This window comes from Amycolatopsis pretoriensis (assembly GCF_900107925.1).
Taxonomy (GTDB): domain Bacteria; phylum Actinomycetota; class Actinomycetes; order Mycobacteriales; family Pseudonocardiaceae; genus Amycolatopsis; species Amycolatopsis pretoriensis.
Genome location: NZ_FNUJ01000001.1, coordinates 514,434 through 539,819, shown reverse-complemented (window position 1 = coordinate 539,819; position 25,386 = coordinate 514,434). Strand labels below are relative to the sequence as shown.

23 protein-coding genes are annotated in these 25,386 nt (G+C 73.2%); 7 read left to right on the top strand and 16 right to left on the bottom strand.

Features of this window, described 5'->3' with window-relative positions:
* Positions 1-92: 92 nt before the first annotated feature.
* On the bottom strand, positions 93-1,655 hold the full coding sequence (locus tag BLV96_RS02595; RefSeq protein ID WP_086679600.1) for a glycoside hydrolase family 13 protein: 1,563 nt from the start codon (positions 1,653-1,655) through the stop codon (positions 93-95).
* Positions 1,656-1,681: 26 nt separating this feature from the next.
* Between BLV96_RS02595 and BLV96_RS02590 the strand changes: the two genes are divergently transcribed.
* A complete protein-coding gene (locus BLV96_RS02590; RefSeq protein WP_086679602.1) occupies positions 1,682-2,476 on the top strand; it encodes a class I SAM-dependent methyltransferase in 795 nt (264 codons plus the stop codon).
* Positions 2,477-2,856: 380 nt separating this feature from the next.
* Here the strand turns inward: BLV96_RS02590 and BLV96_RS02585 are convergent, their stop codons facing one another.
* From BLV96_RS02585 to BLV96_RS02540, 10 genes are read right to left on the bottom strand one after another with little or no spacing between them, the layout of a single operon-like run.
* Positions 2,857-3,240, bottom strand: coding sequence for a hypothetical protein (locus tag BLV96_RS02585; protein ID WP_086679604.1), 384 nt, complete (start codon positions 3,238-3,240; stop codon positions 2,857-2,859).
* A gap of 8 nt (positions 3,241-3,248) precedes the next feature.
* A complete protein-coding gene (locus tag BLV96_RS02580; protein WP_091388675.1) occupies positions 3,249-6,467 on the bottom strand; it encodes a WXG100 family type VII secretion target in 3,219 nt (1,072 codons plus the stop codon).
* The gene (locus BLV96_RS02575) at positions 6,467-6,784 is read right to left on the bottom strand and encodes a hypothetical protein (RefSeq protein WP_086684006.1); all 318 of its coding nucleotides are present in this window, start codon (positions 6,782-6,784) and stop codon (positions 6,467-6,469) included. Before BLV96_RS02575 ends, BLV96_RS02580 begins: the two co-directional genes overlap by 1 nt.
* A complete protein-coding gene (locus tag BLV96_RS02570) occupies positions 6,781-7,044 on the bottom strand; it encodes an acyl carrier protein (RefSeq protein ID WP_208608116.1) in 264 nt (87 codons plus the stop codon). The genes BLV96_RS02575 and BLV96_RS02570 overlap by 4 nt, the downstream gene beginning before the upstream one ends.
* On the bottom strand, positions 7,037-8,677 hold the full coding sequence (locus BLV96_RS02565; RefSeq protein ID WP_086684000.1) for a fatty acyl-AMP ligase: 1,641 nt from the start codon (positions 8,675-8,677) through the stop codon (positions 7,037-7,039). The genes BLV96_RS02570 and BLV96_RS02565 overlap by 8 nt, the downstream gene beginning before the upstream one ends.
* Positions 8,678-8,686: 9 nt before the next feature.
* Entirely contained in the window at positions 8,687-9,271 is a 585-nt protein-coding gene (locus tag BLV96_RS02560) for a cysteine hydrolase family protein (protein ID WP_208608115.1), read from the bottom strand.
* On the bottom strand, positions 9,264-10,655 hold the full coding sequence (locus BLV96_RS02555) for an MFS transporter (protein ID WP_244180017.1): 1,392 nt from the start codon (positions 10,653-10,655) through the stop codon (positions 9,264-9,266). Before BLV96_RS02555 ends, BLV96_RS02560 begins: the two co-directional genes overlap by 8 nt.
* Positions 10,652-11,089: a MarR family winged helix-turn-helix transcriptional regulator gene (locus BLV96_RS02550; RefSeq protein WP_086683994.1), complete on the bottom strand. Its 438-nt coding sequence runs from the start codon at positions 11,087-11,089 to the stop codon at positions 10,652-10,654. Before BLV96_RS02550 ends, BLV96_RS02555 begins: the two co-directional genes overlap by 4 nt.
* Before the next feature lie 49 nt (positions 11,090-11,138).
* A complete protein-coding gene (locus BLV96_RS02545) occupies positions 11,139-12,080 on the bottom strand; it encodes a sigma-70 family RNA polymerase sigma factor (protein WP_086683992.1) in 942 nt (313 codons plus the stop codon).
* Positions 12,081-12,115: 35 nt separating this feature from the next.
* A complete protein-coding gene (locus BLV96_RS02540) occupies positions 12,116-12,631 on the bottom strand; it encodes a bifunctional nuclease family protein (protein ID WP_086683989.1) in 516 nt (171 codons plus the stop codon).
* Positions 12,632-12,793: 162 nt separating this feature from the next.
* Here BLV96_RS02540 and BLV96_RS02535 point away from each other — a divergent pair, with 162 nt between their 5' ends.
* Positions 12,794-13,264, top strand: a complete 471-nt coding sequence (locus tag BLV96_RS02535; protein WP_086683986.1) for an SRPBCC family protein — start codon at positions 12,794-12,796, stop codon at positions 13,262-13,264.
* Between the two features lie 417 nt (positions 13,265-13,681).
* The gene (locus BLV96_RS02530) at positions 13,682-15,115 is read left to right on the top strand and encodes an MFS transporter (protein ID WP_086684270.1); all 1,434 of its coding nucleotides are present in this window, start codon (positions 13,682-13,684) and stop codon (positions 15,113-15,115) included.
* Here BLV96_RS02530 and pdxR read toward each other — a convergent pair.
* Positions 15,043-16,446, bottom strand: coding sequence for a MocR-like pyridoxine biosynthesis transcription factor PdxR (gene pdxR / locus BLV96_RS02525; protein ID WP_086684273.1), 1,404 nt, complete (start codon positions 16,444-16,446; stop codon positions 15,043-15,045). The genes BLV96_RS02530 and pdxR overlap by 73 nt on opposite strands.
* A gap of 80 nt (positions 16,447-16,526) precedes the next feature.
* Here pdxR and BLV96_RS02520 point away from each other — a divergent pair, with 80 nt between their 5' ends.
* Positions 16,527-17,747, top strand: coding sequence for an MFS transporter (locus BLV96_RS02520; protein ID WP_086684276.1), 1,221 nt, complete (start codon positions 16,527-16,529; stop codon positions 17,745-17,747).
* A 386-nt stretch (positions 17,748-18,133) separates the two neighbouring features.
* Here BLV96_RS02520 and BLV96_RS02515 read toward each other — a convergent pair whose 3' ends face one another.
* The gene (locus tag BLV96_RS02515) at positions 18,134-19,582 is read right to left on the bottom strand and encodes an AAA-type ATPase lid domain-containing protein (RefSeq protein WP_086684279.1); all 1,449 of its coding nucleotides are present in this window, start codon (positions 19,580-19,582) and stop codon (positions 18,134-18,136) included.
* A 163-nt stretch (positions 19,583-19,745) separates the two neighbouring features.
* Here BLV96_RS02515 and BLV96_RS02510 point away from each other — a divergent pair, with 163 nt between their 5' ends.
* The 3 genes from BLV96_RS02510 to BLV96_RS02500 are packed head-to-tail and all read left to right on the top strand — an operon-like array spanning position 19,746 to position 22,457.
* Positions 19,746-20,759 (top strand): amidohydrolase family protein, encoded by a 1,014-nt coding sequence (locus tag BLV96_RS02510; protein ID WP_086684281.1) that lies wholly within the window; start codon positions 19,746-19,748, stop codon positions 20,757-20,759.
* 1 nt (position 20,760) lies between these two features.
* Positions 20,761-21,435 (top strand): iron-sulfur cluster assembly protein, encoded by a 675-nt coding sequence (locus BLV96_RS02505; protein ID WP_086684284.1) that lies wholly within the window; start codon positions 20,761-20,763, stop codon positions 21,433-21,435.
* Positions 21,432-22,457 (top strand): NAD(P)-dependent alcohol dehydrogenase, encoded by a 1,026-nt coding sequence (locus BLV96_RS02500; RefSeq protein WP_086684287.1) that lies wholly within the window; start codon positions 21,432-21,434, stop codon positions 22,455-22,457. Before BLV96_RS02505 ends, BLV96_RS02500 begins: the two co-directional genes overlap by 4 nt.
* 65 nt (positions 22,458-22,522) lie before the next feature.
* Here BLV96_RS02500 and BLV96_RS02495 read toward each other — a convergent pair whose 3' ends face one another.
* From BLV96_RS02495 to BLV96_RS02485, 3 genes are all read right to left on the bottom strand, one after another.
* Positions 22,523-23,311: a hypothetical protein gene (locus tag BLV96_RS02495; RefSeq protein WP_244180016.1), complete on the bottom strand. Its 789-nt coding sequence runs from the start codon at positions 23,309-23,311 to the stop codon at positions 22,523-22,525.
* 116 nt (positions 23,312-23,427) lie between these two features.
* Positions 23,428-24,936, bottom strand: coding sequence for a CehA/McbA family metallohydrolase (locus tag BLV96_RS02490; RefSeq protein ID WP_086684290.1), 1,509 nt, complete (start codon positions 24,934-24,936; stop codon positions 23,428-23,430).
* An 86-nt stretch (positions 24,937-25,022) separates the two neighbouring features.
* Positions 25,023-25,340: a hypothetical protein gene (locus BLV96_RS02485; RefSeq protein WP_086684292.1), complete on the bottom strand. Its 318-nt coding sequence runs from the start codon at positions 25,338-25,340 to the stop codon at positions 25,023-25,025.
* Positions 25,341-25,386: the final 46 nt, after the last annotated feature.

The window sequence follows — 25,386 nt, the reverse complement described above, 5'->3', positions numbered from 1 at the left end:
GACCTCCGGCTCGGACAGCGGCAGCGAACGCGACCGGATACCCCGCCGATCGCGGTTTCACACCACCGGTTCGACCCGGCCGGGTGAACCGCTCAGCTCCCGGCGAGCCACACCGCCGCGTCGGGCGGCAATTCGCCGTCGAGGGGCACGCTGGACAGCACCACCCGGCCGGCCGGCAGCCCGACCGGTTCCGCCGACAGGTTCACCACGCACCGGAACCCGGGCTCTCGCGCGAAGGACAGCACTCCGGGAGGCGACGGCAGCCACGTCAGCGTCCCGTCCCCCAGCGCCGGATTCGCCCGCCGCTCGGCCAACGCCGTGCGGTAGAGGCTGAGCATGGACGCCGGGTCGGCCGCTTGGGCTTCGGCCGTGCTCCAGTGGGCCGGCTGCGGCAGCCACGTCGGCACGCCGTCGGGCGCGAAGCCGAACGGCGGCTCGGTGCCCGACCACGGCAGCGGCACCCGGCAGCCGTCGCGGCCGCGGCGGGTGTGGCCCGAGCGTTCCCACGTCGGGTCGGCGAGCACTTCCTCCGGCAGGTCCTCGACTTCCTCCAGGCCCAGTTCCTCGCCCTGGTACAGGTACGCGCCGCCGGGCAGGGCGAGCATCAGCAGCAGCGCCGCCCGGGCCCGCTGCCGGCCGCGCGCGAGGTCGCCGCCGGGCGCGAACCGCGTCACGTGCCGGACGACGTCGTGGTTGGACAGCACCCAGGTCGCAGGCGCGCCGACCGCGTGCAGTGCTTCGAGGGTCCGGTCGACGACCTCGCGCAGCGCGGCCGCGTCCCAGTCGCAACGCAGGTAGTCGAAGTTGAACGCGGTGTGCAGCTCGTCCGGGCGCACGTACCGGGCGAGGCGGTCCGGCCGGTCGACCCACGCCTCGGCGACGAACACGCGGTCCGGGCCGAACTCGCCGGCGATCTTCCGCCAGGCGCGGTAGATGTCGTGGACGCCGTCGAGGTCCCAGTGCGGGTGCGCGGCGCGGTCCGGCGGCCGCGCGATCTCCTCGTCGTCGGCGCCGAGGTCGGGGAAGGCCGGGTCCTTGAGCAGGCCGTGGGCGACGTCGATGCGGACGCCGTCGACCCCGCGGGAGAACCAGAACCGCAGCAGGTCTTCGAATTCGGCGCGGACCTCCGGGTCGTCCCAGTTGAGGTCGGGCTGTTCCGGGGCGAACAGGTGCAGGTACCACTCGCCGTCGGCCGCGCGCGTCCAGGCCGGGCCGCCGAAGACGCTGCGCCAGTCGGTGGGCGGCAGCTCGCCGTGTTCGCCGCGGCCGGGCCGGAAGTGGTAGCGCGCGCGTTCGGGCCCGCCCGCGAGGGCTGCGAGGAACCAGGGATGGCGGTCGGAGGTGTGGTTCGGGACGACGTCGATCAGCAGCCGCAGCCCCACCCGGTGCGCCTCGGCGACCAGGTCGAGGACGTCGGCGTCGGTGCCGAAGAGCGGGTCGGGGGTCCGGTGGTCCTCGACGTCGTAGCCGCCGTCGACCATCGGCGAGCGGTACCACGGGGTGGTCCACACGGCGTCGACGCCGAGGTCGGCGAGGAAGCCCAGGCGCGAGCGCAGGCCCGCGAGATCCCCGGTGCCGTCCCCGTCCGCGTCGGCGAAGCTGCGTACGTAGACCTCGTAGACGACGGCGTCGCGCCACCAGTTCGCGGAGTCCATGACACCCGAGTATCTACGCTGGGGGCGTGGCCGACGCGTGGGAGTGGGATCCGTCCCTCTATTCGGGCAGTGCCGGGTACTACGCCCGGGGTCGCGCCGCGTATCCCCCGGAGCTCGCCGAGGCGTTCGCGGCGGAGCTGGGGCTGGACGGTTCGGGCCGCCTGCTCGACGTCGGCTGCGGGCCGGGATCGCTGACGCTGCTGCTGGCCGGGTGGTTCGAGGAGGCGGTCGGGCTCGACGCCGACGAGGGCATGCTCGCGGAAGCCCGGCGGCTGTCGGGGGCCTGCCGGTGGGTGCACCGCCGCGCGGAGGAGCTGCCGGCCGGACTGGGGCGCTTCCGGCTGGTGACGTTCGCGCAGTCGTTCCACTGGTTCGACCGGGCCAGGGTCGCTTCGGCGGTGCACGGGATGCTGGCGCCGGGCGGCGTGTGCGCGCACGTCCACGCGACGACGCACGAGGGTGTCGAGGGGACGGTGCCGCGTGGCGAGATCGCGGAGCTGGTGCGGGAGTACCTCGGCTCGGTCCGGCGGGCCGGCCAGGGGACGCTGCCGGCGGGGACGGCGGGCGGCGAGGCGGAGATCTACCGAGGCGCGGGCTTCCGCGGGCCGCGGCGGTTCACGGTGCCCGGCCGGGTGGTGACACGGACGGCCGACGAGGTGGTGGCGGGGGTGTTTTCGCTGTCCAGCGCGGCGCCGCACCTGTTCGGTGAGCGCCGCGCGGAGTTCGAGGCCGGGCTGCGCGGGGTGCTGGAGCGGGCGAACCCGGGTGGGATCTTCAGCGAGCGGTTGCGGGAGATCGCGGTCGACCTCTGGGAGCCGTGACGGCCGCGGGCGGGGGTTTGGCGCTGCTCGGCCGGGACCGCCGTGGCCTCCGGCGCCCGCTGGACCGGCGCCGCCACAGCCGCGGGAGATCGCGACCGACCTTCGGGAGCCCTGACCGCCCCGGCCGGGTTTGCCACTGCCCGACCGGAACCGCCGTGACCTCCGGCGCCCGCTGGACCGGCGCCGCCACAGCCGCGGGAGATCGCGACCCACCTTCGGGAGCCGTGACCGCCGCGGCCGGGTTTGCCACTGCCCGGCCGGGACCGCCGTGACCTCCGGCGCCCGCCCCAGCCGGCACTACCGCAGCCGCGAGAGATCGCGACCGACCTCCGGCAACCGCAACCACCGGGGCGAGCTGTGACCGCCGACCCCTCAGCCCCTCACCAGGGGTTGTTGTCGAAGTCGTCCTCGGCCTCCGCTGCCCGCGACCGGCGCGCGCGGCGGGGTGACTCGTCACGAGCCGCCGGGGGTGTCGCCGAGGGCGCGAACGGGGATGCCTCCCCCGGCTCGCCGCCGAAGGCGTCCGTGTCGAACGCCGACTGCTGTTCCGTGCCGCGGTCGGTGCTCCAGCCCGACTTCGTCTTGCGCTGCGCCATCTCGCGCACGTGCTGCACGTACCGCTCGGCCGCCTGGACCTGCTTGGTCATGTACTCCTGCGACCGGGCCTTGATCTCCTCGCCCCGCTGCTCGCGCAGCTCGCGGCGCTCGGACTGTTCGCGCACCAGGCCGGCCAGCTCGGCCTTCATCGCGGCGATGTCGGTCATGGGTCCTCCTACCAGGTCCGGCGGCCGGACGGCGGGTCTTCGTCGTCGTTCAGGGAGCCGATGATCCGGCGGCCCGGCTCACCGAGGTTGTCGAACACCGCGCCCTCGATCCGGTACGCGGGCGTGCGCCGCTCGGTGTCGCCGCCGCCGGCGCCGCCGTGGGCCCCGCCCATGGCGCCCATGCCCGGCATCCCGGACATCGCCTGGCCGCCGGTCCCGGCCGACGCCCCCATCGGGGCGAACGCCGCCGCGGGCTGCGCCTGCCCGACGCCCGCGCCGGCTCCCGTGTGGGCGCCGCCGGTCATCGGGGTCTCGCCGAGCCCGGCGTGCGTGTCGAGGCCGGCCGAGGACAGCCCGCCACCGCCGTGCGAGCCGCCGCCGATCGCGGCCCCGGCGCCACCGCCGCCGTGGTGCGCGCCGGAACCCCCGTCGTCGGGGCCGCCGCCGTGGTGCGCGCCCGAGCCGCCGAGGTCGTCGAGCGTGCCGCGGTGGGTGGGCAGGTCGTCGTCGAGCTTCTTGGCGGGCGTGTCGCCCAGGACGTCCGACGGCTTGTCGTCCTCGCCGAGGGTGTAGGTCGTCGGCTTGCCGCTGCCGTCGTCGACGGTGACGACGGTCGGACCGTCCGGACCGTCCGGCCGCTCGGCGGTGATCTTGAGGTCGCCGTCCTCGATGTGGATCTTGCCGTCCGGGCCGGGGCAGTACGCGTCGTCCGTCCCTTGTGGACTCTGCCCGTCCGCGGCCTTGGACCAGTCCAGCTTGAAGTCCTTGACGGCGTCGGTCCCGTCGCCGACCTTGATGTCCATCTTCCCGTCGTGGTCGGGTTCGGTCATCTCGAAGGTCTTGTCGCCCTGCTTGACCTTCAGGTGGTCGGGGGTGTCGTCGCCGTCCTTGCCGTCTTCTCCGAGCAGGCCGTCGGGCTTGCCGTCCCCGTCCTTGTCCAGGCCGTCGGGCTTGCCGTCCCCGTCCTTGTCGAGACCGTCGGGCTTGCCGTCGCCGTCGGTGTCCAAGCCGTCGGGCTTGCCGTCGCCGTCGGTGTCGCCGAGCCCCGCACCTTCGCCGGAGTCGGTCTTGATGCCGTCGCCGCTGAACTCCTTCAACGCGTCGGCCGCCTTCTGCTTGGCTTCTTCCGCGGCCTGCTCGGCCGCCGCCTTGCCGTCGTCGCCGGAACCGCCGCCCGAGCCGGAACCACCGCCCGAGCCCGAACCCGAGCCGCCGCCCAAGCCTTCGCCGCCGCCGAGCCCGCTGCCCGCGGAACCCGAACCGGCGCCGTCACCGGACTCGGTCTGGATGCCCGGGCCGCTGAACTCCTTCAACGCGTCGGCGGCCTTCTTCTTGGCCTCCTCGGCGGCCGCGGCCGCCGCATCCTGGCCACTGGACGAAGGCGGCGGCACCGACGAAGGCGACGTGTCATCGGAACCCGAGCCGGATCCACCGCCCGAACCCGAGCCACCGCCCAGGCCTTCGCCACCGCCGAGGCCGGCGCCCGAGCCGCCGCCGAGACCGGCGCCGCCGCTCCCGCCGCCGTCGAACGAACCCAGCGCCTCCGAGGCCTGCTTCTTGGCCGCTTCCGCCGCCTCCGCGGCTTGCTTCTTGGCGGCTTCCGCGGCGGCTTGCTGGTCGTCGCCCGGTGAACCGGAACCACCGCCCGGCGAACCGGAGCCGCCACCGGTCGACCCGGCATCCGACGGGGTGTCCGTGTCCGGGATCGGGGGCACCGAACCACCGCCCCCGGCACCCGAGCCACCGCCCGAGCCCGAACCGGAACCCGAACCGCCGCCGGGAATGCCCGAGCCGGAGCCACCACCGGGGATACCCGAGCCGGAGCCGGAGCCACTGCCCGAGCCACTGCCCGAGCCGCCGCCCGGGATGCCCGAACCGGAGCCCGAGCCACCGCCGGAACCCCCGCCCGGAATGCCCGAACCCGACCCGCTGCCGGACCCGGAACCGTTCCCCGTCCCGTAACCGCCCCCGGCGCCACCGGCACCCGGACCGCCCGCGCCACCGGCACCCGGGCCACCGGCCCCACCGGTCCCGGACCCGCCGGGCATCGACACACCCTCGAACTCGTTCTTGACCGCGCCCATGACCTTGTCGAGCGCGTCGTAAGCCTGGTCGACGAGGTCCTTGGTGTCCTTGCAGGTCTTCTCGAAACCCTTGTACAGCCGGTCCCACATGTCGGGGTTGAACTGGTTCTGGATCCACTGCTTGGCCAGGTCCTGGCCGTGCTTCTTGATCTCGTCGCCGTCGCAGCAGCCCTGGTCGTTGAGGGTCTTGACCAGGTTGGTGCCGAAGTTGAGGTCCATCCAGCCGGCGATCTGGGCCAGGTCCTGCTCGTTGCCGTGCTCGCCGCTGGCGACCGCGACGACCTTCTGCGCCATCGTGTAGTCGGCCTTGCCGACCAGGTCGGTGTACATGCCGATGACGGCGTCGGCCTTGCCCTTGCACAGCTGGAACACCGTGGTCGCGGTGGTCGTCGTCGCCTCGCTGACGTTGCCGAGCGTCTGGGCGAGCTTGGCGGCCTTAGGCTGGATCTTGTCGTTGTAGGTGTCGGACGCCGCGTCCGCGCCCGCGCCGCTCCACGTCTTGTACAGGCTGCCGAGCTGGGAACCGGTGTCCTCCAGCGTCCGGTCCACCGTCTCCGAGCCGGTCTTGAAGTGCGCGGCGTCCTGGACGAAGTGCTCGAAGCTGATCCCGCGCTGCTCGTCGAACGGCGCGCGGATGTCCTTGTCGAGGTCGAGCGCGCGCGTGTTGCCGCGGCAGTCGGCCGGGATCTTCGCCAGCAGCGAGCCGAAGGTCTCGAACAGCTTCAGCGCGGGCGCGGCGGCGTCGAAGATCTCGTCGGACGTCTTCGTCCCGGTGGTGGTCCCGCCGTCGGCGGACGCGGGCGGCTTCGTGTCGCCGAGCTTCGTCTTGCCCTCGTCGACGGCCTTCTTTTCCTGGTCTTCGTTGTAGGAGTTCTGGTCGCCGCTCGACTTGGCCTTGTCGAAGGCTTCGTCGACCGACTGCCCGGCGAAGAGCGGGTTGGCGTTGTACGCGTTCGCGTACTTCTCGGCTTCCTGCCGCTTCTGCTTGATCTCGTCCGGTTCCTGGTCGGACAGGAACGGCGGGGGCGGCGGGTTCTCCCGCAGCCAGCTGCTGATCAGCGCGCTCTTCTGCTGAGCGGGGACGCTCGGGTCGTCCAGCAGCGCCTTGACGTCGGACCACTTCTTCTTGTTCTCGTCGGCCATCAGAGCGAGCCCCCGGCGTTCGTGATCGTGCCGGCCTGGTTCTCCTCGTTGGCGCCGTAGCTCGAGCCGGCGGTGCCGAGGTTGGTGCCGAACGAGCCGAGCGTGCTGCTGTAGCCGGAGACGGCGGCCCACAGCGCCTGCGCGCCCGCGGTGTACTTCGCCGCGTGGGCGTTGTGCGCCTTGCCGAACCCCTCCGCGGTCACCTGGGGGGTCTGCAGGTCCGGGTTGTCGTCCAGCAGGTGCTCCGCCAGGTCCCCGATGGTCTTGGACGCCGTCGACAACGCTTCCGTCGTCGCGGTGTACCCCCCGCCGCTCATTTCCGAGCCTCTCCTGTAGGTCCGCCAGTTCCCAGGGCTTCCGCGAGCACGGCGGCCACCGAACCCACGTCGGTGAACCGATCGAGCTGGTCCAGGTCGATCGTCACGCCGTAGTAGACCTCCAGCGCCGCGAGGAGCTTGATCCGGCCCTTCGAGTCGATGCCCAGCTCCTCCAGCGGCGCGTCGGGCTCGACGAGGGCCGGGTCGAGCCGGAAGGTCTCGCTGACGACCTTCGTGACCTCGGCGCGGTGATCACCCACGGGCGCCACCATAACGTGCCTTCGCCGCCGACCGGGCGACCTTGCCACTCGATGTGCGCGGAAGTCCGCCGGAAGGGACCAGATGTACCGCACGGAGCGTGAGATCGTGCTCGCGCGACACCGCGCGCAGCACCGCCCGGGTCACCTCTTTGAGGTCGGCGTCGGCATCTCGGGCCCACTCGGCCACCACCACCGCGCCTTCGCCGTGCTCGTCGGCGACGCCGAACGCGGCGACGCGGTCGCGGCGGACGGCCGGGTGGGCCTCGCCCGCCGCCGCCTCGATGTCCTGCGGGTGGAAGTTGCGGCCGTCGACGACGATGAGGTCCTTGAGCCGGCCGGTGACGTAGAGGTCGCCGCGGTGCACGACCCCGAGGTCGCCGGTGCGCAGCCAGCCGCCGGCACCGTCCAGCGTGGCGTCGAACGCGGCCGCGTCGCCGCGCCTCCAATAGCCGGTGGCCACGTTGGGACCGCGGATCCAGATCTCGCCGACAAGGCCTTCCGGCTGTTCCCGTCCTTCGTGGACGATCCGCACGTCCTGCCCGATCGGCCGGCCGACGGAGATCAGTTCCTGGCCGTCGACGGTTTCGACGGCCCGGCCCTGCGCGAGCGTCTCGCGGTCGAACACCGCGCCGCTCGGCCCTTCCGGCCCCGCGCTCGCGACGTACACGGTGGCTTCGGCCAGCCCGTACGACGGGCGGTACGCCTCGCGCCGGAAGCCGTGCGGGCCGAACACCTCGAGAAAGCGCTCGCCCGTGCGGGGCCGGACGGGTTCGGCGCCGTTGAGCGCGACCCGCACGTCCGACAGGTCGAGGCCGGCTTCGGCGCCGGCCTCGGCCGCGAGGTCGTAGGCGAAGTTCGGGGCGGCGGTGAACACCGCGGGGTAGTCCGCGAGCTGCCGCAGCCAGCGCGCCGGCCGGTGCACGAACTCGGCCGGCGCCATGAACACCGCGCGCCCGCCGGCGAAGACCGGCAGGCACAGCAGCTGGATCAGGCCCATGTCGTGGAAGAACGGGATCCAGCCCGCGCAGGTCGTGCCCTCGTCCACGGCGTAGGCCCGGCTGCCCTGCCAGCAGGCCGCGACGATCGCCCGGTGCGGGATCACCGCGCCGGCCGGCTCCCGCGTCGAGCCCGACGTGTACTGCAGGTACGCGGGACTTTCCGGCGCGACCGGCACCGGGTCGGCGCCCGGCCCGCTCAGCTCGTCGACGACCAGGAGGTCGCCCGCGTCGCCGAACTCGCGGACCCGCGCCGCCGCGGCCGACGACGTCAGCCACACCCGCGCGCCGGAGTCGGCCAGCACCCCGCCGAGCCGCTCGGCCTGCGCGCGGTTGCCCGGCGGCATCAGCGGGACGGCGATCAGGCCGGCGGCGAGGGCGCCGAAGAACGCGAGCGGGTACGCCAGTTCCTGCCCGGCGAGGACGGCGACCCGCTCCCCCGGCTCGGCGACCCGGCGCAGCTCGCCGGCGACGACGCGGACCCGCGCGGCGAACTCGGCCCACGTCACCGTGTGCTCGGCGTCGTGGCTGTGGTCCTGGTGGGTGAACAGCGGGCGGTCGTCGTCCGCGCGGGCGAACAGCCGCTCCACGATCGAGACGCGCAGCACCGCCTCGGGCACGGTCGCGGGACGGGGCACGCAGCGAACCTACTGGACGTCCCAGAGGTCGCCGAGCCCGGCCACGTCGACGACCGTGGCGGTGCGCGGGAACACCGTGCCGGTCAGGAAGTCGTGCGTGGCCTGGTCGCGGTCGCCGCACGCGTCGCGCAGGACGACGATCCGGTAGTCGCGGTCCATCGCCTCGCGGACCGTGCTCAGCACGACGCCGCTGGTGCTGAGCCCGGCGAGGACGAGCGTCGTGATGCCGCGCTTCTCCAGCTGCGCCGCCAAGTCCGTGGTGGAGAACGCGCCGACGCGGATCTTGCGCACCTGGACGTCGTCGGCGTGCGGAGCGAACTTCGGGTGGATTTGTGTGCCGGGCGCATCCGCGTGCATCGCCGCGCGGAGGTCGGCGGAGGCGGCGATCGGGGCGAACATGCTCGTTTCGGGTATCGCGTCGAACTCGGTGTCCTCGAAGGCGACGCGCACCCAGCCGACGTGCCCGCCGCGGCCGCGGACGTCGTCGACGACGCCGGCGACGCGGTCGAGCAGCGGGCCGGTGCCGGGCAGCTGCCCGACGATCCCCTCCTGGTAGTCCATGACGAGCAGGGCGGTGCGGTTCGGGTCAAGCACGGGTTTCGTCCTTTCCGGGTGGGGTGGTGCGCTGGGACAGGGATCGGTCGAACGCGGTGACGGCGAGGAACACCACGCCGATGCCGAGCAGCAGCAGCGCGAGGTCGTGCAGGCCGCCGGTTTCGGCGGCGGGTCCGTAGAAAGCGCCTTGCAGCGCCGAAGAGACGATCGCGCCGAGGTAGCCGAAGGTGCGCAGCAGCCCGGCCGACGCGCCGATGTCGGCGGGATTCGCCTGGTGGTACACGGAGTTCTGCAGCGCGAGGCTGTTGAGCCCCTGCGGGATCCCGGCCACGAGCGCGACCACGACGAGCAGCCAGACGGCGGCCGAAGAGTCCAGCGTCAGCAGCAGCGCGCAGCCGGCGAGCTGCCCGAGCGCGGCGACGACGAGCTTGCCGCGCACCTGCTCGCGGCGCCCGCTGATCAGCGACACGAGGATCCCGGTCGCGAACAGCGGCAGGGTGGCGAGCCCGGCCTCGGCCGCGGACAGGCCACGCCCGTGTTCGAGCCATTGCGTGTAGCCGTAGAGGAAGCTGTAGGCGATGACGTAGGCCAGCAGCGCCCGGCCGTAGGTCCGCAGCAGCGGGCCGTTGCGGCCGAGCAGCCGCAGGTCGATGAACGGGTGGGCGCAGGTCAGCTCGCGCACGGCGAAGCCCGCCGCCCCCGCGACGGCGATGACCGCCAGGTACCGGTCCCCCGCACCCGGGTGCATCAGGAACAGCAGCACCGCGACGAGCGAGCCCGCGAACAGCGCCATGCCGGGCAGATCGAGGTCGAACGACCCCTTCGCCGCGGGTTTGGGCGCCCCGGGGAAACGGCGCGCGCCGAGGACGAACGCGACCAGCGCGATGGGGATGTTGAGGGCGAAGGTCGTGCGCCAGCCGCCGACACCGATCAGGAGGCCGCCCAGGGCCGGCCCGATCACCGAGATCGTCTGGGTGGAGATGGCCAGCACGGTGAGCACGGACGCGGGGCTGTCGCGGCCGGTGCGGTCGCTCTCGTCGCGGATGAGCCGCATCGCCGCCGGGTAGCCGGCGCACGTGCCGAAGCCGAGGACGACCCGGGCGGCGATGAGCCACCCCAGGTTCGGCGCGAGCGTGCCGAGCACGCCGGCCAGGCCGACCAGCGCCGTCGCCGGCAGGAACACCGGGCGCGGCCCGTAGGTGTCGATGAGCCGCCCGGCCACCGGTTGCCCGACGGCGGTGGCGAGGTACAGCGCGGAGATCAGCCACGCGGTCGCCGAGGCCGGGGCGCCGAACGCGACGCCGATCGGCACCAGCGCGACCGCGATGACGGTCGAGTTGACCGGGTTCAGCACCGCGCCCGAGACGAGCGGGGCCAGCAGCTTGCGGTCGAACCCGTCCCGCGTCCCCGGCCGGGCCGTCACGATTCGACGACCCGGCCGAGCAGGGCGACCGCCTCGGTCACCACCGCCAGCTCGTCCTCGGTGAGCCCGTCGGCGAGGGTCCGGGCCAGCCATTCGTGCCGGGAGGCGCGGGCCCCCTGGGCGTACTCGCGTCCTTCGGCCGTGAGGAAGAGCAGCTGGCGGCGGCCGTCCTCCGGGTCGGCCTCGCGGCGGACCAGGCCGAGCTTCGCCAGCGCGGCCACGGTCGCCGCCATCGACTGCGGGCGCACCTTCTCGCCGCCGGCCAGCACGCTCGCCGTCGTCGGCTCGGTGATCGCGAGCCGGGCCAGCGCGGAAGCCTGCGCGGAGGTCAGGCCACCGACCGCCGTCGCGTCCATCATCCGCCGCCGCAGCCGGCCGACGAGCACGCGCAAGTCCTGCGCGGCCGCGACGGCCGCGGCCTTCTTCGAAGTCATAATCGACAGGGTAGACTGATCAGGTAACCCTGTCGAATCTACTGTGGACTCATGGCAGCACGGCCGGCAGGTCGAACAGCGCCAGCACGGCGGGATCGGCGAACACCACGTTGTGCGCCACGCGCCCGCCGGCCACGGTGAAGACCTGCAGCGTGTGCAGCCGGTACACCCCGGTGTCGTCCCGGCAGTAGGCCACCAGCGCGGGCTGCCCGTTCGCCGCCGCGCGCGTCATGCGCCAGTCGCGGCCGCGCATCGCGAACAGCCGCTCCAGGAAGCGGCCGTAGCCGTCCGGGCCGAGGAACCACAGCGGCACCGGCGGCATCTCCATCACGACGTCCTCGGTCAGCAGCTCGACCAGGCCCGTGACGTCGGCGGATTCGAACGCGCGGACGTACCGGTCCAGGACCGCCTCGACCGCCGAGTCGTCCGGTTCGGGCACCTCGTCCGCCGTCAGGTCGCCGAGGCCGGCGCGGGCGCGCTGCAGAGCGCTGTTGACCGACGCCGGGGTCGTCTCCAGGAAGCCGGCCACCTCGGCCGCGCTGAACTCCAGGACCTCGCGCAGGATCAGGACCGCGCGCTGCTTCGGCGGCAGCGTCTGCATCGCCGCGAGGAAAGCCAGCCGCAGCGTGCCGCGCCGGGCCAGGCGCAGGCCGGGGTCGTCGAGGCGCGCGTCCGGGAACGGGTGCAGCCACGGGATCTCGAACGACGGCGTCAGCGGCGCGTCCGGGTCGTCGCTCGGCCGGCCGAGCCCGGACGGCAGCGGCCGCCGGGACCGGGTTTCCAGCGCCGTCAGGCAGGCGTTGGTCGCGATCCGGTAGAGCCAGGTGCGCACCGACGCGCGGGCCGGGTCGTAGCCGTCCCACGCCTTCCACGCGCGGACCAGCGTCTCCTGGACCAGGTCCTCGGCCTCGTGCACCGAGCCCAGCATCCGGTAGCAGTGCACCAGGAGCTCACGCCGGTGCGGCTCGGTGTTCGTCACGAAGTCCGGCATGGCTCTCCCGTCACTGGGGTACGGGAGACGATTCTCTACAGGTCGTCGAAGTCCTCGGGACGCAGCCCGTCGAGTTCGGCGCGGAAGCGGGCGACCTCGGCCTCGGTGTCCAGCACGTCGGCGGCGGGGCCTTCGGCCTCCTGCTCGACCTCCAGCTGCACCGACGCGACGTCGAGCACCTCTTCGGCGACGCTGATCGGCGCGCCTTGGCGCAGGCCGAGCGCGACGGCGTCGCTCGGGCGGGCCGACACGCGCGTACCGGAGGCGAGCACGAGGTCGGCGTAGAAGATCCCGTCCCGCACCTCGGTCAGCTCGACCGCGGCGACGCCCTGGCCGAACGCCGCGAGCACGTCGCCGAGCAGCTCGATGGTCCCCGGGCGCGGTTGCGCGATCTGCTCACGCGCCCGCACGAGGGCCTCGGCTTCGCCGTACCCGATCATGATCGCCAGCCAGCGGCGCGCCCCGTCCGGCTCCCGCAGCAGCATCAGCGGCGCCTCGCCGGGCACCGGGACGGCCATTCCGACCACCTCGATCGGGATCACGCTGACCACCGCACCCTCCGTATCGGGACACTCCTCCGCGCGCGAGATACCCAGAACCCCGGGTCGGCAACCCAGGTGGCGGGCGGGAGTTTTTCACCGCCGGATCTCCTCCGCTGCGGACTCCGCCCGAACCCCTTGCCGGGCACCCGGCGGCACTGTCACCGTCGAGGCGTGGAACCGACGATTTCCCGCGCCACCGACGTCCCGGCCGACGCGGGCACGGTGTGGTCGTGGGTCACCGACCTGCCCCGGATGGGCGAGCTGAGCCCGGAGAACATCGGCGGCCGCTGGCTCGACGAGCCGGGCTTGGGAGCACGTTTCCGCGGCCGCAACCGCAACGGCGACCTGCAGTGGTGGACGCGGGTCCGCGTCGTGGCGTTCGAGGAGCGGCACCGGTTCGCGTTCGACGTGCGAACCCCGATCGGGTCACGGGTGTCGCGGTGGGAGTACGTACTGACCCCGACGGCGGACGGCTGCCGGGTCACCGAGAACTGGTACCGGATCGGCAGCTGGGTGGTCCGGAAGTTCATGGGGCCGCGGGTGACGGGGCGCGCGGATCGGCCGGGGTACAACGTGCGGTCGATCGAGCACACCTTGGCGGCGATCAAGGCGCGGGCGGAGGCCCAGGCCGCGGCGGCTTGAGCTGCCCCCTGGAACGCCGCGAAAGTCGCATTCGCGGCGGCGGAGGTCCCGAATGCGTCCTTCGCGGCACTCCGGCCCAGCGCGGTCGCGGCCGTCGGGCTGGTCCGCCCGCCCGGCAAGGGGGCTCTTGGCCCACTTCCGCCTCGCGCGGTCGCGGCCGGCTGGTCCGCCCGCCCCACCTCCGGGCCCACGAAGTGCTGCGAAAGTCGCATTCGCGGCGCCGGAGGTCCCGAATGCGTCGTTCGCTGCACCTCCGGCCGAGCGCCACCCACCCCGGCCCCCGGAGCACCCGGCCACCCGAGCCCCTCCACCTCGCACCCTCCCGGCTCCACGTGACCTATCTCGCTCCGAACAGCTCAGTCTCTTGTTGAGACCCACACCCTCCGGCTAGGTTGCTTTTTCAAACCTAGGAGGACCATGACCGACACCGCGCCGAAGCCCGGCCTCGTGCTGCTGGTCGTCTCGACGGCGGCGTTCCTCGCCAGCCTCGACACGTTCATCGTCACGATCGCGTTCCCCGGCATCCGGGCCGCCTTCCCCGGCGACGGCCTCGCCACGCTCTCCTGGGTCCTCAACGGCTACACCGTCCTGTTCGCGGCCTGCCTCGCGCCCGCCGGACGGCTGGCCGACCGCTACGGCCGGAAACGGCTGTTTCTGCTCGGTGTCGCCGTCTTCACGCTCGCCTCCGCCGCCTGCGCCGTCGCGCCGTCCATTCCGCTGCTCGTCGCCTTCCGGGCCGTGCAGGCCGTCGGCGCCGCGCTCGTCATGCCGACGTCGCTGGCCCTGCTGCTGACCGCGTTCCCCGCCCACCGGCGGCCGATGGCGGTCGGGGTCTGGGCGTCCGTCGGCGCCGCGGCCGCCGCGCTCGGCCCGCCCGTCGGCGGCCTGCTCGTCGAGGCGTCGTGGCGGTGGGTGTTCCTGGTGAACCTGCCGATCTGCGCCCTGACCCTGCTCGCCGGACCGCGCGTGCTGCGCGAGTCTCGGGACACCACCACCGGCGTCCCGGACCTGCTCGGCGCGGCCGGCCTGCTCGCCGGCGTCGGCGCCCTCGCCTACGCGCTGGTGGAAGCACCCGAGCGCGGCTGGACCGCGAAGCCCGTCCTGCTCGCCTTCGCGATCGCCGTCGTCGCGCTGGCCTGGGTGCCGGTGCGCTCGGCGCGGCACGCCGTGCCGGTGCTGGACCTGCCGGCCCTGCGCGTCCCGACGCTGTGGCTGGCGTGCGTGACGACCGGCGTGTTCGCCGCCGGGTTCGCCGCGATGCTGTTCGGCAACGTCCTGTTCCTGACGTCCGTCTGGCACGACTCGATCCTGGTGGCCGGACTGTCACTGGCGCCGGGACCGCTGATGGTGGTGCCGGTGTCGATCCTCGGCGGCCGGTTCGTGCACCGCTTCGGCCCGGGCCCGGTGGTCGCCCTCGGCGGCGTCTCCTTCGGTGCTGGCGCGCTGATCTGGTTGCTGCGTATGGGTTCGACGCCCGACTACGCCGCCTCGATGCTGCCCGGCCAGCTCCTCACGGGCATCGGGGTCGGGCTGATCCTGCCGAGCCTGTCGGGCGTCGTCGGCACGGTCCTGCACCCGGCACGCTGGGGCGCGGGTTCGTCGATGGTCAACACGACGCGCCAGATCGGCACGGTCCTGGGGACGGCGGTGCTGGTGGCGATCTTCGCGGGAACCCCGGACCTGACGGACTTCCGCCACGGCTGGCTGCTGGTCGTGGCCACGGCGGTGGCGACCGGCGCGGGCGGCCTGGCGATCGCGGCCCGGCGGCGGACGGACCACTACGTCGAGCCCCAGGCCGCGTCCAGCGCCGCGAGCCCGTCGCCGATCCTCTCGACCGGGATCGAGCCGTAGCCCAGCACCAACCCCGGCGGAGGCGACCCGCCGCACAGGTCGGCAAGGGTCTGCACCGCCACCCCGGCGACCGACGCCCGCGCGGCGATCGGCTCCACGTCGGAGCCGGCCAGCGCGCACACGTGCAGCCCCGCCGCCGACGGCACCACCCGGAGCCGGCCCGCGAACAATTCGTCCACAGTGGACACCAGACGCTCGTGGCGTTCCGCGTACACCTTGGTGGCGCGCCGGATGTGGCGGGCGAACAAGCCTTCGTCGACGAACCGGGCCAGCGTCGCCTGGGCCGGGACGTCGCCGTGCCAGTCCGAAAGCTGACGCGCGGTCCGCAACGCCTCGCGCAACGACGGAGGAGCCACCAGGAAACCCAGGCGCAGCATGGGAAGCAGCGTCTTCGAGAACGACCCGACGTACGCCACACGCCCGCCGCGGTCCAGGCTCTGCAGCGGCTCCAGGGGCCGATCGGAGAACCGGAACTCGCTGTCGTAGTCGTCCTCGACGACGACCGCGTCCGCCCGCTCGGCCCACGCCAGCAACGCCGTGCGGCGGGCCAGGGACATCGGCGTGCCGAGCGGGAACTGGTGCGACGGCGTCACGTACACCAGCTTCGTCCGCGAAGGCAGCGCCGAGACGTCAAGGCCTTCGCCGTCCACCGGCACCCCGACGACTTCGGCGCCGTGCGAAGCGAACAGCAGTCTCGCCTGCCGGTAACCGGGTTCCTCGATGGCGACGCGGTCGCCCGGCGAGAGCAGCACGCGGCACAGCAGGTCGAGGGCCTGCTGCGCCCCCTGCGTGACGAGCACGTCGTCCGCGCCGGCGCGCACCGACCGGGAAACGCCGACGTGGCGCGCGATCGCCGCGCGCAGCCCCGCGTGGCCGCCCGGGTCGACGTAGTGAGCGAAGCCGGTCCGCAGCTCGCGCCCGAGCAGCCGCCGCCACGTCTCGAGCGGGAACAACGCCGGATCGGGGACGCCGACGCGGAAGTCGAACTCCAGGGCGTCCACCACCGCGGCGGCCGGCGCCGGCAGTGAACGCCAGATCGCCTTCGGCCGCGGACCCCGCGTCGGCGGCGCCGTACGCGGCTTGGGTGTAGGCAGCGAACCGCTGACGTACGTCCCGGCGCCGACGCGGCCGGTCAGGAAGCCGTCGGCGGTCAGCCGGTCGTAGGCGACCGCGACGGTGTTGCGCGAGACGGCCAGGCGCCGCGCCAGTTCCCGCGTCGGCGGGAGCCGCTCGCCCGCCCGCAGCCGGCCGTCCAGCACGGCGTCCCGCAGCTGCCGGTAGATCCGGACGGACAGGTCGCCGCGGCCGGCCAGGCTGACGTGGAAGTCCATCCGGCGAGCCTATATTGGCCCAACCCGATTCGACGGAATTGGATCTGGGATCGGGCCAAGTCCCGATCTACGGTAGGTCCATGACGCTGACCCAGGACCGCCCCGCCCGGCTGCTCGCCACCGCCCAGCTGGCCGGCTCGCTCGGCGACGGCGCCTTCCTGACCTGCTCGGTTCTCTTCTTCACGCGGGTCGCCGGGCTGACCCCGGCGCAGGTCGGGCTGGGCCTGACGCTCGGCTGGGCGGTGGGCTCGGTCGCGGGTGTGCCGCTCGGCCACCTCGCCGACCGCCACGGCGCCCGCGGCTGCGCGATCCTGCTGGCGCTGGCCACGAGCGCGTCGATCCTGGTGTTCCCGTTCGTCCGCACGCCGCTGCTGTTCGTGCTCGCCGCGTGCCTCTACGGCAGCTGCCAGACCGGCCTGGCCGCCGTCCGGCAGGCCCTGCTGGCCGCGCTCGCCGATCCGCGACGCCGGACGCGCATCCGGGCCCAGCTGCAGTCGGCGGGCAACGCGGGGCTGGCGATCGGCGCCGGTCTGGGCGGCCTCGCGCTTTCGGCCGACACGGCGTCGGCGTACATCTCGGTCTTCGCGCTCGACGCCGCGGCTTTCGTCGTGACGGCGGTGCTCATGGTCGCGCTCCCGCCCGTGGCGCCCTCAGCGCCGCGGGCCGGGGAGCCGAAGCTGGCGGTGCTGCGTGACCGGCCGTACGCGCTGGTCACGCTGCTGAACGCGGTCCTGCTGCTGCGGATGCCGCTGCTGAGCGTCGCGATCCCGCTGTGGATCGTCGAGCGGACCGCCGCGCCGGGCTGGACGGTGTCCGCGCTGTTCGTGCTCAACACGGTCGTGGTGGTGCTGCTGCAGGTCCGCGTGGCGGGGCGGCTGGCGAGCATCGGCGCGGCGGCGCGGATGGTCCGCCGGTCCGGGGTGCTGCTGCTGGCGTCCTGCGTGGCGTTCGCGCTGGCGGCGGCCGGGACGTCGCCGTGGACGGCGTTCGCGGTGCTGGTCGTGGGCGCGGTGGTGCAGGTGTTCGGCGAGATGCTGCAGTCGGCGGGCACGTGGGAGATCGGCTTCGCGCTGGCGCCGGCCGACCGGCAGGGGCAGTACCAGGGGTTCTTCGGCACGGGGGTGTCGGTGGCGCGCGCGGTCGGGCCGGTGCTGCTGAGCACGGTCGTGGTCGGCTGGGGCCTGCCGGGCTGGCTGCTGCTGGGCGCGGTGTTCCTGACCGCGGGCGCGGCGATGGGCCCGGCGGTCCGCTGGGCGCAGGCGACCCGCACCACGGCCGAGGCCCCAGCCGCCGCCCGCTGACCGCTGACCGGCGGTGGCTGGGGCTCCGGCCGGAGACCGACGCCACCCCGCCAGGAGCCGACCCGCACCACCAGCCGCGCGCCGACCCACGCCACCCCGCGCCGCCGGCCGCCACACGCCGACTTCATGCCGCCCACGTCACCAGCCGCCGCGCACCGGGCCCGCCTGCACCTTCGGCCGCCGCATACCGGCCCGCCTACACCGCCGGCCACCGAACACTGACCGGCGCAGGCTTCGCCTCCGGCCGAGGACCGACGCCGCGCGCCACGCGCCGCCCCATGCCACCCACGGCGCCGCCCGTCGCGCACCTGCCCCGGCCCGCCCACGCCGCCGCCCGTCACACACCTGCCCATGTCACCTGCCGCCGCGCACGTGCCCAGGCCCGCCTACGACTTCAGCTGCCGCGCGTTGAGGCCGTACTGCGCCATCTTCCGGTAGAGCGTCGCCCGGCCCATGCCGAGCTTTCCCGCCGCCTGCACGACCGTTGCCCCGGGCTCGGCCAGGCACCGGACGATCTCGTCCCTTTCGAGCGCCTGCAGCCGGCTCAACCGGTGTCCCACCGCGCTGAACACCTCGGCCGGCAGGTGCCCCACATCGACCACGTCGGACCGCGAAGCCGCTTCGCGCACAACCCGCCGAAGCTGCTTCGCGTTTTCCGGCCAGTCGTACGCCGCCAACGCCCGCGAAGCCGCCGAAGTGAACGTGATGTCGCGTCCGCGGTCGCGGCGGACGAAGTGGTGGGCCAGCGGGAGGACGTCGTCCGGGCGGAACCGCAGCGCCGGGACCTCGACGACCCGGTCGACCAGGGGCCGCAGCGCCGGCGGCACCGCTCCGGCGTCCTCGGCCGTCAGCACGAACGGCGGCGGCCCGTCGCCGCGCACCTCGGCGAACCGCCGCGCCAGCTCCTCCGCCGCCCACGCCGGCAGGGCCTCGACGCCGGACACGATCACGCACGTGCCTTCCTTGGCCAGCTCCGGCGTCCACAACGTCAGCCACGTGTCGACGTCGTCGGGCGCGGGCGGGCGCGCGTTGAGCACGCGCTCACGCGGCCGCAGCTGCCGCCGGGCCAGCGACGCCAGCGCCGTCTTGCCCGCGCCCGGCTCACCGACGACCGCGACGACCCGGCCCGCCGCGAAGGCCGCCTGCGCCGAACCGACCGCCGTGGTCCAGGCGGGTGATAGCCGCGGCAGGTCACCCGGGTCGACGCGGTCGGCGTAGACGCGGAAGACCTCGCCGCGCGGGGTCGGCCGGGCGATCCGCCCGGACGCGCGGGCCAGCATCAGCGCCGCGGTGTTGCCGGCCGCGGCCTGCGCGAGCGCCAGCAGCAGCTCCGAGGACTGCTCCGACCAGGTGGTCAGGTTGACGCTGCCGGCCAGCGACCCGGTGAGCGGGTCGAGCACGGGCACCGCCGCGCAGGTGTAGCCGCGCAGGTCGGTGCAGTAGTGCTCGCTCGCCCGGACCAGCGACGGCGCCCGGTCGGCGAGCGCCAGGCCGAGCCCGTTGGTGCCCGCGTTGCTCTCCGCGAAGTAGAAGCCGGGCGCCAGGTGCACCTTGTCGAGCGAGCGGTTGATGGACGCGTCCGTGCACAGCCGGCTCAGCACCAGGCCTTCGCTGTCGGTGATCATCAGGCTGATCGGCTCGTTGGCCAGCGTCGCCTGCAGCCCGCGCAGCACCTCGGTGCCGCACTCGTAGAGCAGCGACCCGGTGTCGACCGCGCCGGAGAACACCGGCAGGACCTCGTCCTCGGGAACGCCGTAGCGCTCGCTGCGCTGCCAGGACGCCCGCAGCCGGGCCGCGTCGAACGACCGCGTGACGGACACCTGCGGGTTCTCCACTCGACCTCCTCCGGACGCGCCGCTGCGTCGGACGTCGTCCAGCCTACGTCCGCCGCCCGGGAGGCGGCGGCCCGAGCTGTCTCATATCGAGACACCGGACGGGTCCCTGACCAGCCCCGACGTCCCTAGCGTCGCCTCCACCGAGCCAACCGTGGAGGACCGCATGTACAGCAAGGACGGCGAGACGTACTTCATCGTGGACGCCCACGTGGCGCTCTGGGACGCGCGCCCGGAGAACCAGCGGAACGTCCACGGCAAGCAGTTCATCGACTGCTTCTACGACTACCACCGCAACCTCAGCCCCGAGTCCGAGGTCTGGCCCTACGAGGACTACCTCTACCAGGGCGGCGAGCGGCTGATGCGCGACCTGTTCGAGAACGGGTACGTCGACCACGCGATCTTCCAGCCCGCGTACCTCGGCGCGTTCTACGAGAACGGTTTCGGGCAGACCGAGGAAGCCTTCGCGCTGACGCAGAAGCACAAGGGCAAGCTGACCTACAACCACTTCTTCGACCCGCGCTTCGAGCAGGCCGGGATCGACCAGCTGCGCCGGGACGCGGAGCGGTTCAATCTCAAGGGCGTCAAGCTCTACACCGCCGAATGGCAGGGCGACTCGCGCGGCTACAAACTCGACGACAAGTGGACGTACAAGTACTTCGAGGCCTGCCAGGAACTCGGGATCAAGAACATCCACGTCCACAAAGGACCGACGATCCGGCCGCTGGACCGCGACGCCTTCGACGTCGCCGACGTCGACCACGCCGCGACCGACTTCACCGACCTCAACTTCGTCGTCGAGCACTGCGGGCTGCCGCGGCTGGAGGACTTCTGCTGGATCGCGACGCAGGAGCCGAACGTCCACGCGGGACTCGCGGTGGCCATCCCGTTCATCCACACGCGGCCGCGGTACTTCGCGCAGATCATCGGCGAGCTGCTGTACTGGCTGGACGAGGACCGCATCCAGTTCTCCAGCGACTACGCGCTGTGGACGCCGAAGTGGCTGATCGAGCGGTTCGTCGACTTCCAGATCCCCGAGGACATGCCGGAGTACGCGCCGCTGACCGTCGACCAGAAGAAGAAGATCCTCGGGCTCAACGCGGCGGCGATGTACGACATCCCGGTTCCTTCCGAGCTGCAGCTCGCGCCGGTCGAGCCGCAGGCCGTCTCGGTGGCCTGACGTGGACGCCCACACCGCGCTGGACGCGGTTCTCGACCCCGAGCTGGACGAGCCCATCACCGACCTCGGCTTCGTCAAGTCCCTCGACGTCGACGGCGGGCGGGTGACCGTCCACTTGCGACTGCCGACGTCGTTCTGCGCGCCGAACTTCGCCTACCTCATGGCGTCGGACGCCAAAGACGTGCTGACCGCGCTGCCGTGGACGACGGAAGTCGTGGTGGAGCTGGACGACCACCACGACTCGGACCTCATCAACGCCGGTCTCGCCGCGGACGCGGGGTACCGCGGGACGTTCGGCCACGAAGCCGACCAGGATCTGGAAGAACTGCGGGAGATCTTCCGCCGCAAGGCCCACCAGGCCGCGATGGAACGCGCGCTCACGGTGCTGCTGCGCGCGGACGAGGACGTCGACCTGCACGGCGTCACGCTCGCGGACCTGCCGGACACCGCGTCTTCTCAGGCGTTGCTGCGGCGGCGGGCGGCGCTCGGGCTGTCTTCCGACCCGTCGTCGCCCGTGCTGGTCGATCACGACGGAACCCCGTTCCCCCGCGAGGAAATCCCGTTGCGGCTGCGGTTCGCTCGCTCGGTCCGCATTTCCATCGAGGGCAACTCGCACTTCTGCCGCGGCCTGCTCCGCACCCGTTACCCCGAAACTCCCGTGGAGGCAACAGCATGAAAGCGGTCCAGGTCGTCGGGTACGACTCGCCGTTGGAGATGACCGACGTCCCGGCGCCGGAGGTGACCGGGCCGTACGACGTGCTCGTCCGGATCGGCGGCGCCGGTGTCTGCCGCACCGACCTGCACATCCTGGAAGGGCAGTGGAAGGAGAAGTCCGGCGTCACGCTGCCCTACACGATCGGGCACGAGAACGCGGGCTGGGTGCACGCGGTGGGCAGCGCGGTCACGAACGTCGCCGAGGGCGACAAGGTGATAGTGCACCCGCTGATCACGTGCGGGCTGTGCCGGGCGTGCCGCTTCGGCGACGACGTCCACTGTGAACAGTCGCGGTTCCCCGGCATCGACACCGCGGGCGGGTACGCGGAGTATCTGAAGACGTCGGCCCGCAGCGTCGTCAAGATCGACGACTCCCTGGTGCCGGCGGACGTCGCGGCACTGGCCGACGCCGGTCTGACGGCGTACCACGCGGCGGCGAAGGCGGCGCGGCGGCTGCGTCCGGGCGACAAGTGCGTCGTGATCGGCGCGGGCGGGCTCGGGCACATCGGGATCCAGGTGCTCAAGGCGATTACGGCGGCGGAGCTGATCGTCGTCGACCGCAACCCGGACGCGGTGAAGCTGGCGGTGTCGATCGGCGCCGACCACGGCGTGACCGGCGACGGCTCGCAGGTGTCGCAGGTGCTCGACCTGACCGGCGGCCACGGCGCGGAGACGGTGATCGACTTCGTCGGTGAGGGCGGGGCGACGCGCGACGGGATCGCGATGCTGCGGCGGGCAGGCGACTACCACGTCGTCGGCTACGGCGAGAACATCGACGTCCCGACGATCGACATCATCTCGACGGAGATCAACCTGATCGGGAACCTGGTGGGGTCGTACAACGACCTGTGCGAGCTGATGGTGCTGGCGGCGCAGGGCCGGGTGAAGCTGCACACGGCCCGCTACCGGCTGGAGGAGTTCCAGACGGCGCTCGACGACCTCGACGCGGGCCGCATCCGAGGCCGCGCGATCCTCGTCCCCTGAGCGGAGCTTTCACGTGAAAGCTACCCGGAGCGCGCACTCCAGGTCACTTTCACGTGAAAGTGCCGCTACTGGCTGGGCTGGGGGGCCGGGGCCTGGTGCAGCGCCAGGTCCGGACCGGCGGCGGGGTCCTGGGCCCAGGCCCCGGACTCCGCCGTCCACGTCTGGCCGGCGAAGCTCACCTTGTCCACGCCCAGCGCCTCCGCGCGGCCGACCAGCCAGCTCGCGTACGCCCACCCCTGCGCGGCCGGGTGCGCGCCGCTCAACCGCGCCGTGCCCAGCTCGTTCGTCGCCGTCGTGGCGAGGTCGCCGGGGGCCGCCAAGGTCAGGTTGCGGCACGTCATCGCGGCCGGGAACTGGCCGGCGAACGCCGCCGCCATGGCCCGCGCCTGCGGCTCCCACTGCGCGTACGCGTCCGGGACGCCCGAGCGCTGGATCTCCTGGGCCGCCTCGGTGATCGGCAGCGTCTCCCAGCCCGGCAGCTTTTCGAGCTTCTCGTAGAACGCCGTCGCCGCGTAGACCGGGTCGCGCAGCTGCGCGACCGCGCCCCAGCCCTGGCTGGGCCGCTGCTGGAACAACCCGACCGAGTCGCGGTCACCGCCTTCGAGGTTGCGCAGTTTCGACTCCTGCAACGCGGTGGCCAGCGCGACGGTGGCCGCGTGCGGCGGCAGGCCGAGCTTCGTCCCGACGCCCGCGATCGTCGCGGCGCTGTCCATCTGCTCGGGCGTGAACGTGTACGACGCCTGCCCGGGCAGCGCCACGGTGCAGCCCGGCGTCCGCACCGGGCTGCGCGTCAGCACCACCACCACGACGACCCCCGCCGTCAGCACGACGACCGCACCGAGGAAGATCGCCACCTTCAGACCACACCCGCGCACCCTGCCCCGCTTTCACCCGTTCGCACCAGTCTGCCAAAGGACGCGGCGCGGGGTGTGGAGGTTCGGTGAAGGTTCTCGGCCGGACGGAGCGTGCCTCAGTCGTCGGCCCCGAGGAAGATCGGGTTCGACATCGCGACCATCGCGTTCGGCTGAGTGGTGTTCGGACCCCCGGACGGGCGACGGACCTCCACGCGCACCCACCGGGAGTACCTCGGGTAGGTCGTCCACGTCACCGTCGCCGCGCCGCCGTCGCCGATCGTCTCCGTGTGCTCCGGCCCCAGCTGGTCGAGGAACGTCACCGTCGTCCCCGGTACTCCGCCGACCACCGCGCGCACGGTCACCGGCGTCCCGGTGCCGGCCGGCAGCCGCGAGCCGATCCCCGCCGTGCGGCCGCCGCCGGAGGCCGTGAAGTCCAGCTGGACCGCCGACGACTCGGCCAGCCACGACCGGCCCGCCTTCAGCCCTTCGAGGAGTTCCTTGCGCCGCAACCGGTCGGCGAGAACCACCGTGTGCGGCAGCGCGACGCGCTGGTCCGGGTTGTGCGCGTCGGAGTCGCCGATAGCCGGGATGAACCGGCCGCCGCGCAGGAGCCCGTCCCAGTGGATGACGCTCGCCTCGTCGTCCTGGGTCCACGGCCCGTTCCAGACCTCGACCAGGTCGGCGATCTCGTACGCGAACTCGTAGGTGCAGCCGAAGCAGTTGGCGAACGGGTGCGCCGCGGTGACCAGGCCGCCCGCGCGGTGCACCTGGTCGGTGAAGCGGCGGAAGTCCCGCGGGTCGGCGGCGCGGTAGCGCCAGTCGATCCACGTGCCGGCGGGCAGGCCGATCGCGGGCCAGTGCCCCGACCGCGTCGTGACCTCTTCGCCGTTGAGGATCAGCAGGTCGTCGGTGGCGTGGTTCCCCCAGACGAGCTGCGAGCTGGACGTGTTGTGGTCGGTGGAGACGATGAAGTCCAGGCCCGCGGCACGCGCGTCGGCGACCAGCTGGTCCGGCGTGCGGCGGCCGTCGGAGTGGACGGTGTGCAGGTGGCCGTCGCCGCGGTACCAGGCGCGGCCGCGCTCGCGGGCGGGCGCGGATTCCGGCGCCGGCTTCGGCACGAAGGGCGCCGCGTCCGGCCCGAAGGTGAGCGTGATGTCCACTTTGTAGGTCAAGCCCTGCGGCGCGACCGTGTACGGGCCGAGGATGACGTGCCAGCGGCCCGGCTTGATCGGGCCGGCGAGGTAGCCCGGCGTGGCTTCGGACGCGCTGATCGAGAACCGGTCGCGGAAGCCGCCGGACCAGCCGCGGAAGCCGCGCGCGTTGCCCAGTTCGTGGCCTTCCGGGCCGAACATCCCGATGTCGCAGGCGTTCCCGCGGGTGCCGGCCGGGACCGTCGGCCGGTCGTAGGAGTAGACGACGTCGATCTGCCGCACCCCGCGCGGGACGTCGACGGGCAGGTAGTACCAGTCCGGGACGTCCGGCTTCAGCGCGCCGGTGACGGTCCGGGTCTGGCTGCCGGTGCCGCCCGGCTGGTCGGCGAACGCGACACCGGGCAGCAGCCCGGCCGCTGCCACCACCCCGCTCGCGCGCAGCAGCGTGCGCCGGCTCAGGTCCCCAGTACTCATGCGTACCTCCGCATCGAAAGACGCTCTGACGCTAGGTGGGCCACGCGAACACCGGCGCGAACCGGTGGTGAACTTCCGCCGTCGGGTCAGCGCCGCGAAAGGATCTTGGCGAGCGCGACGACGGTGACCGCGGCGGCCAGCCCGATCCGCGTGCGGTCGACCGCGGGCACCCAGGTCACGGCGTCCCCGCGGACCACGAAAGCCCCGGCGGGCCGGGCGAACACCCCGAACCCGGCACCTTCGCGCACGGGCAGCGCGGCGGTGTCGTCCGCGCCCCCGCCCCCGCCGCCGAACACCGCGGCGGCGGGGATCACGACGACCCCGTCGCGCTCGACCGGATCGCCGTAGACCAGCTTGGCGGTGAACAGCTCCTGCGCGGTCGTGGCCAGTTGCCCCAGTTTCATCTGGCCATCATGGCCGACTTTTCTCCACCATCGGGTGTAACCGCGA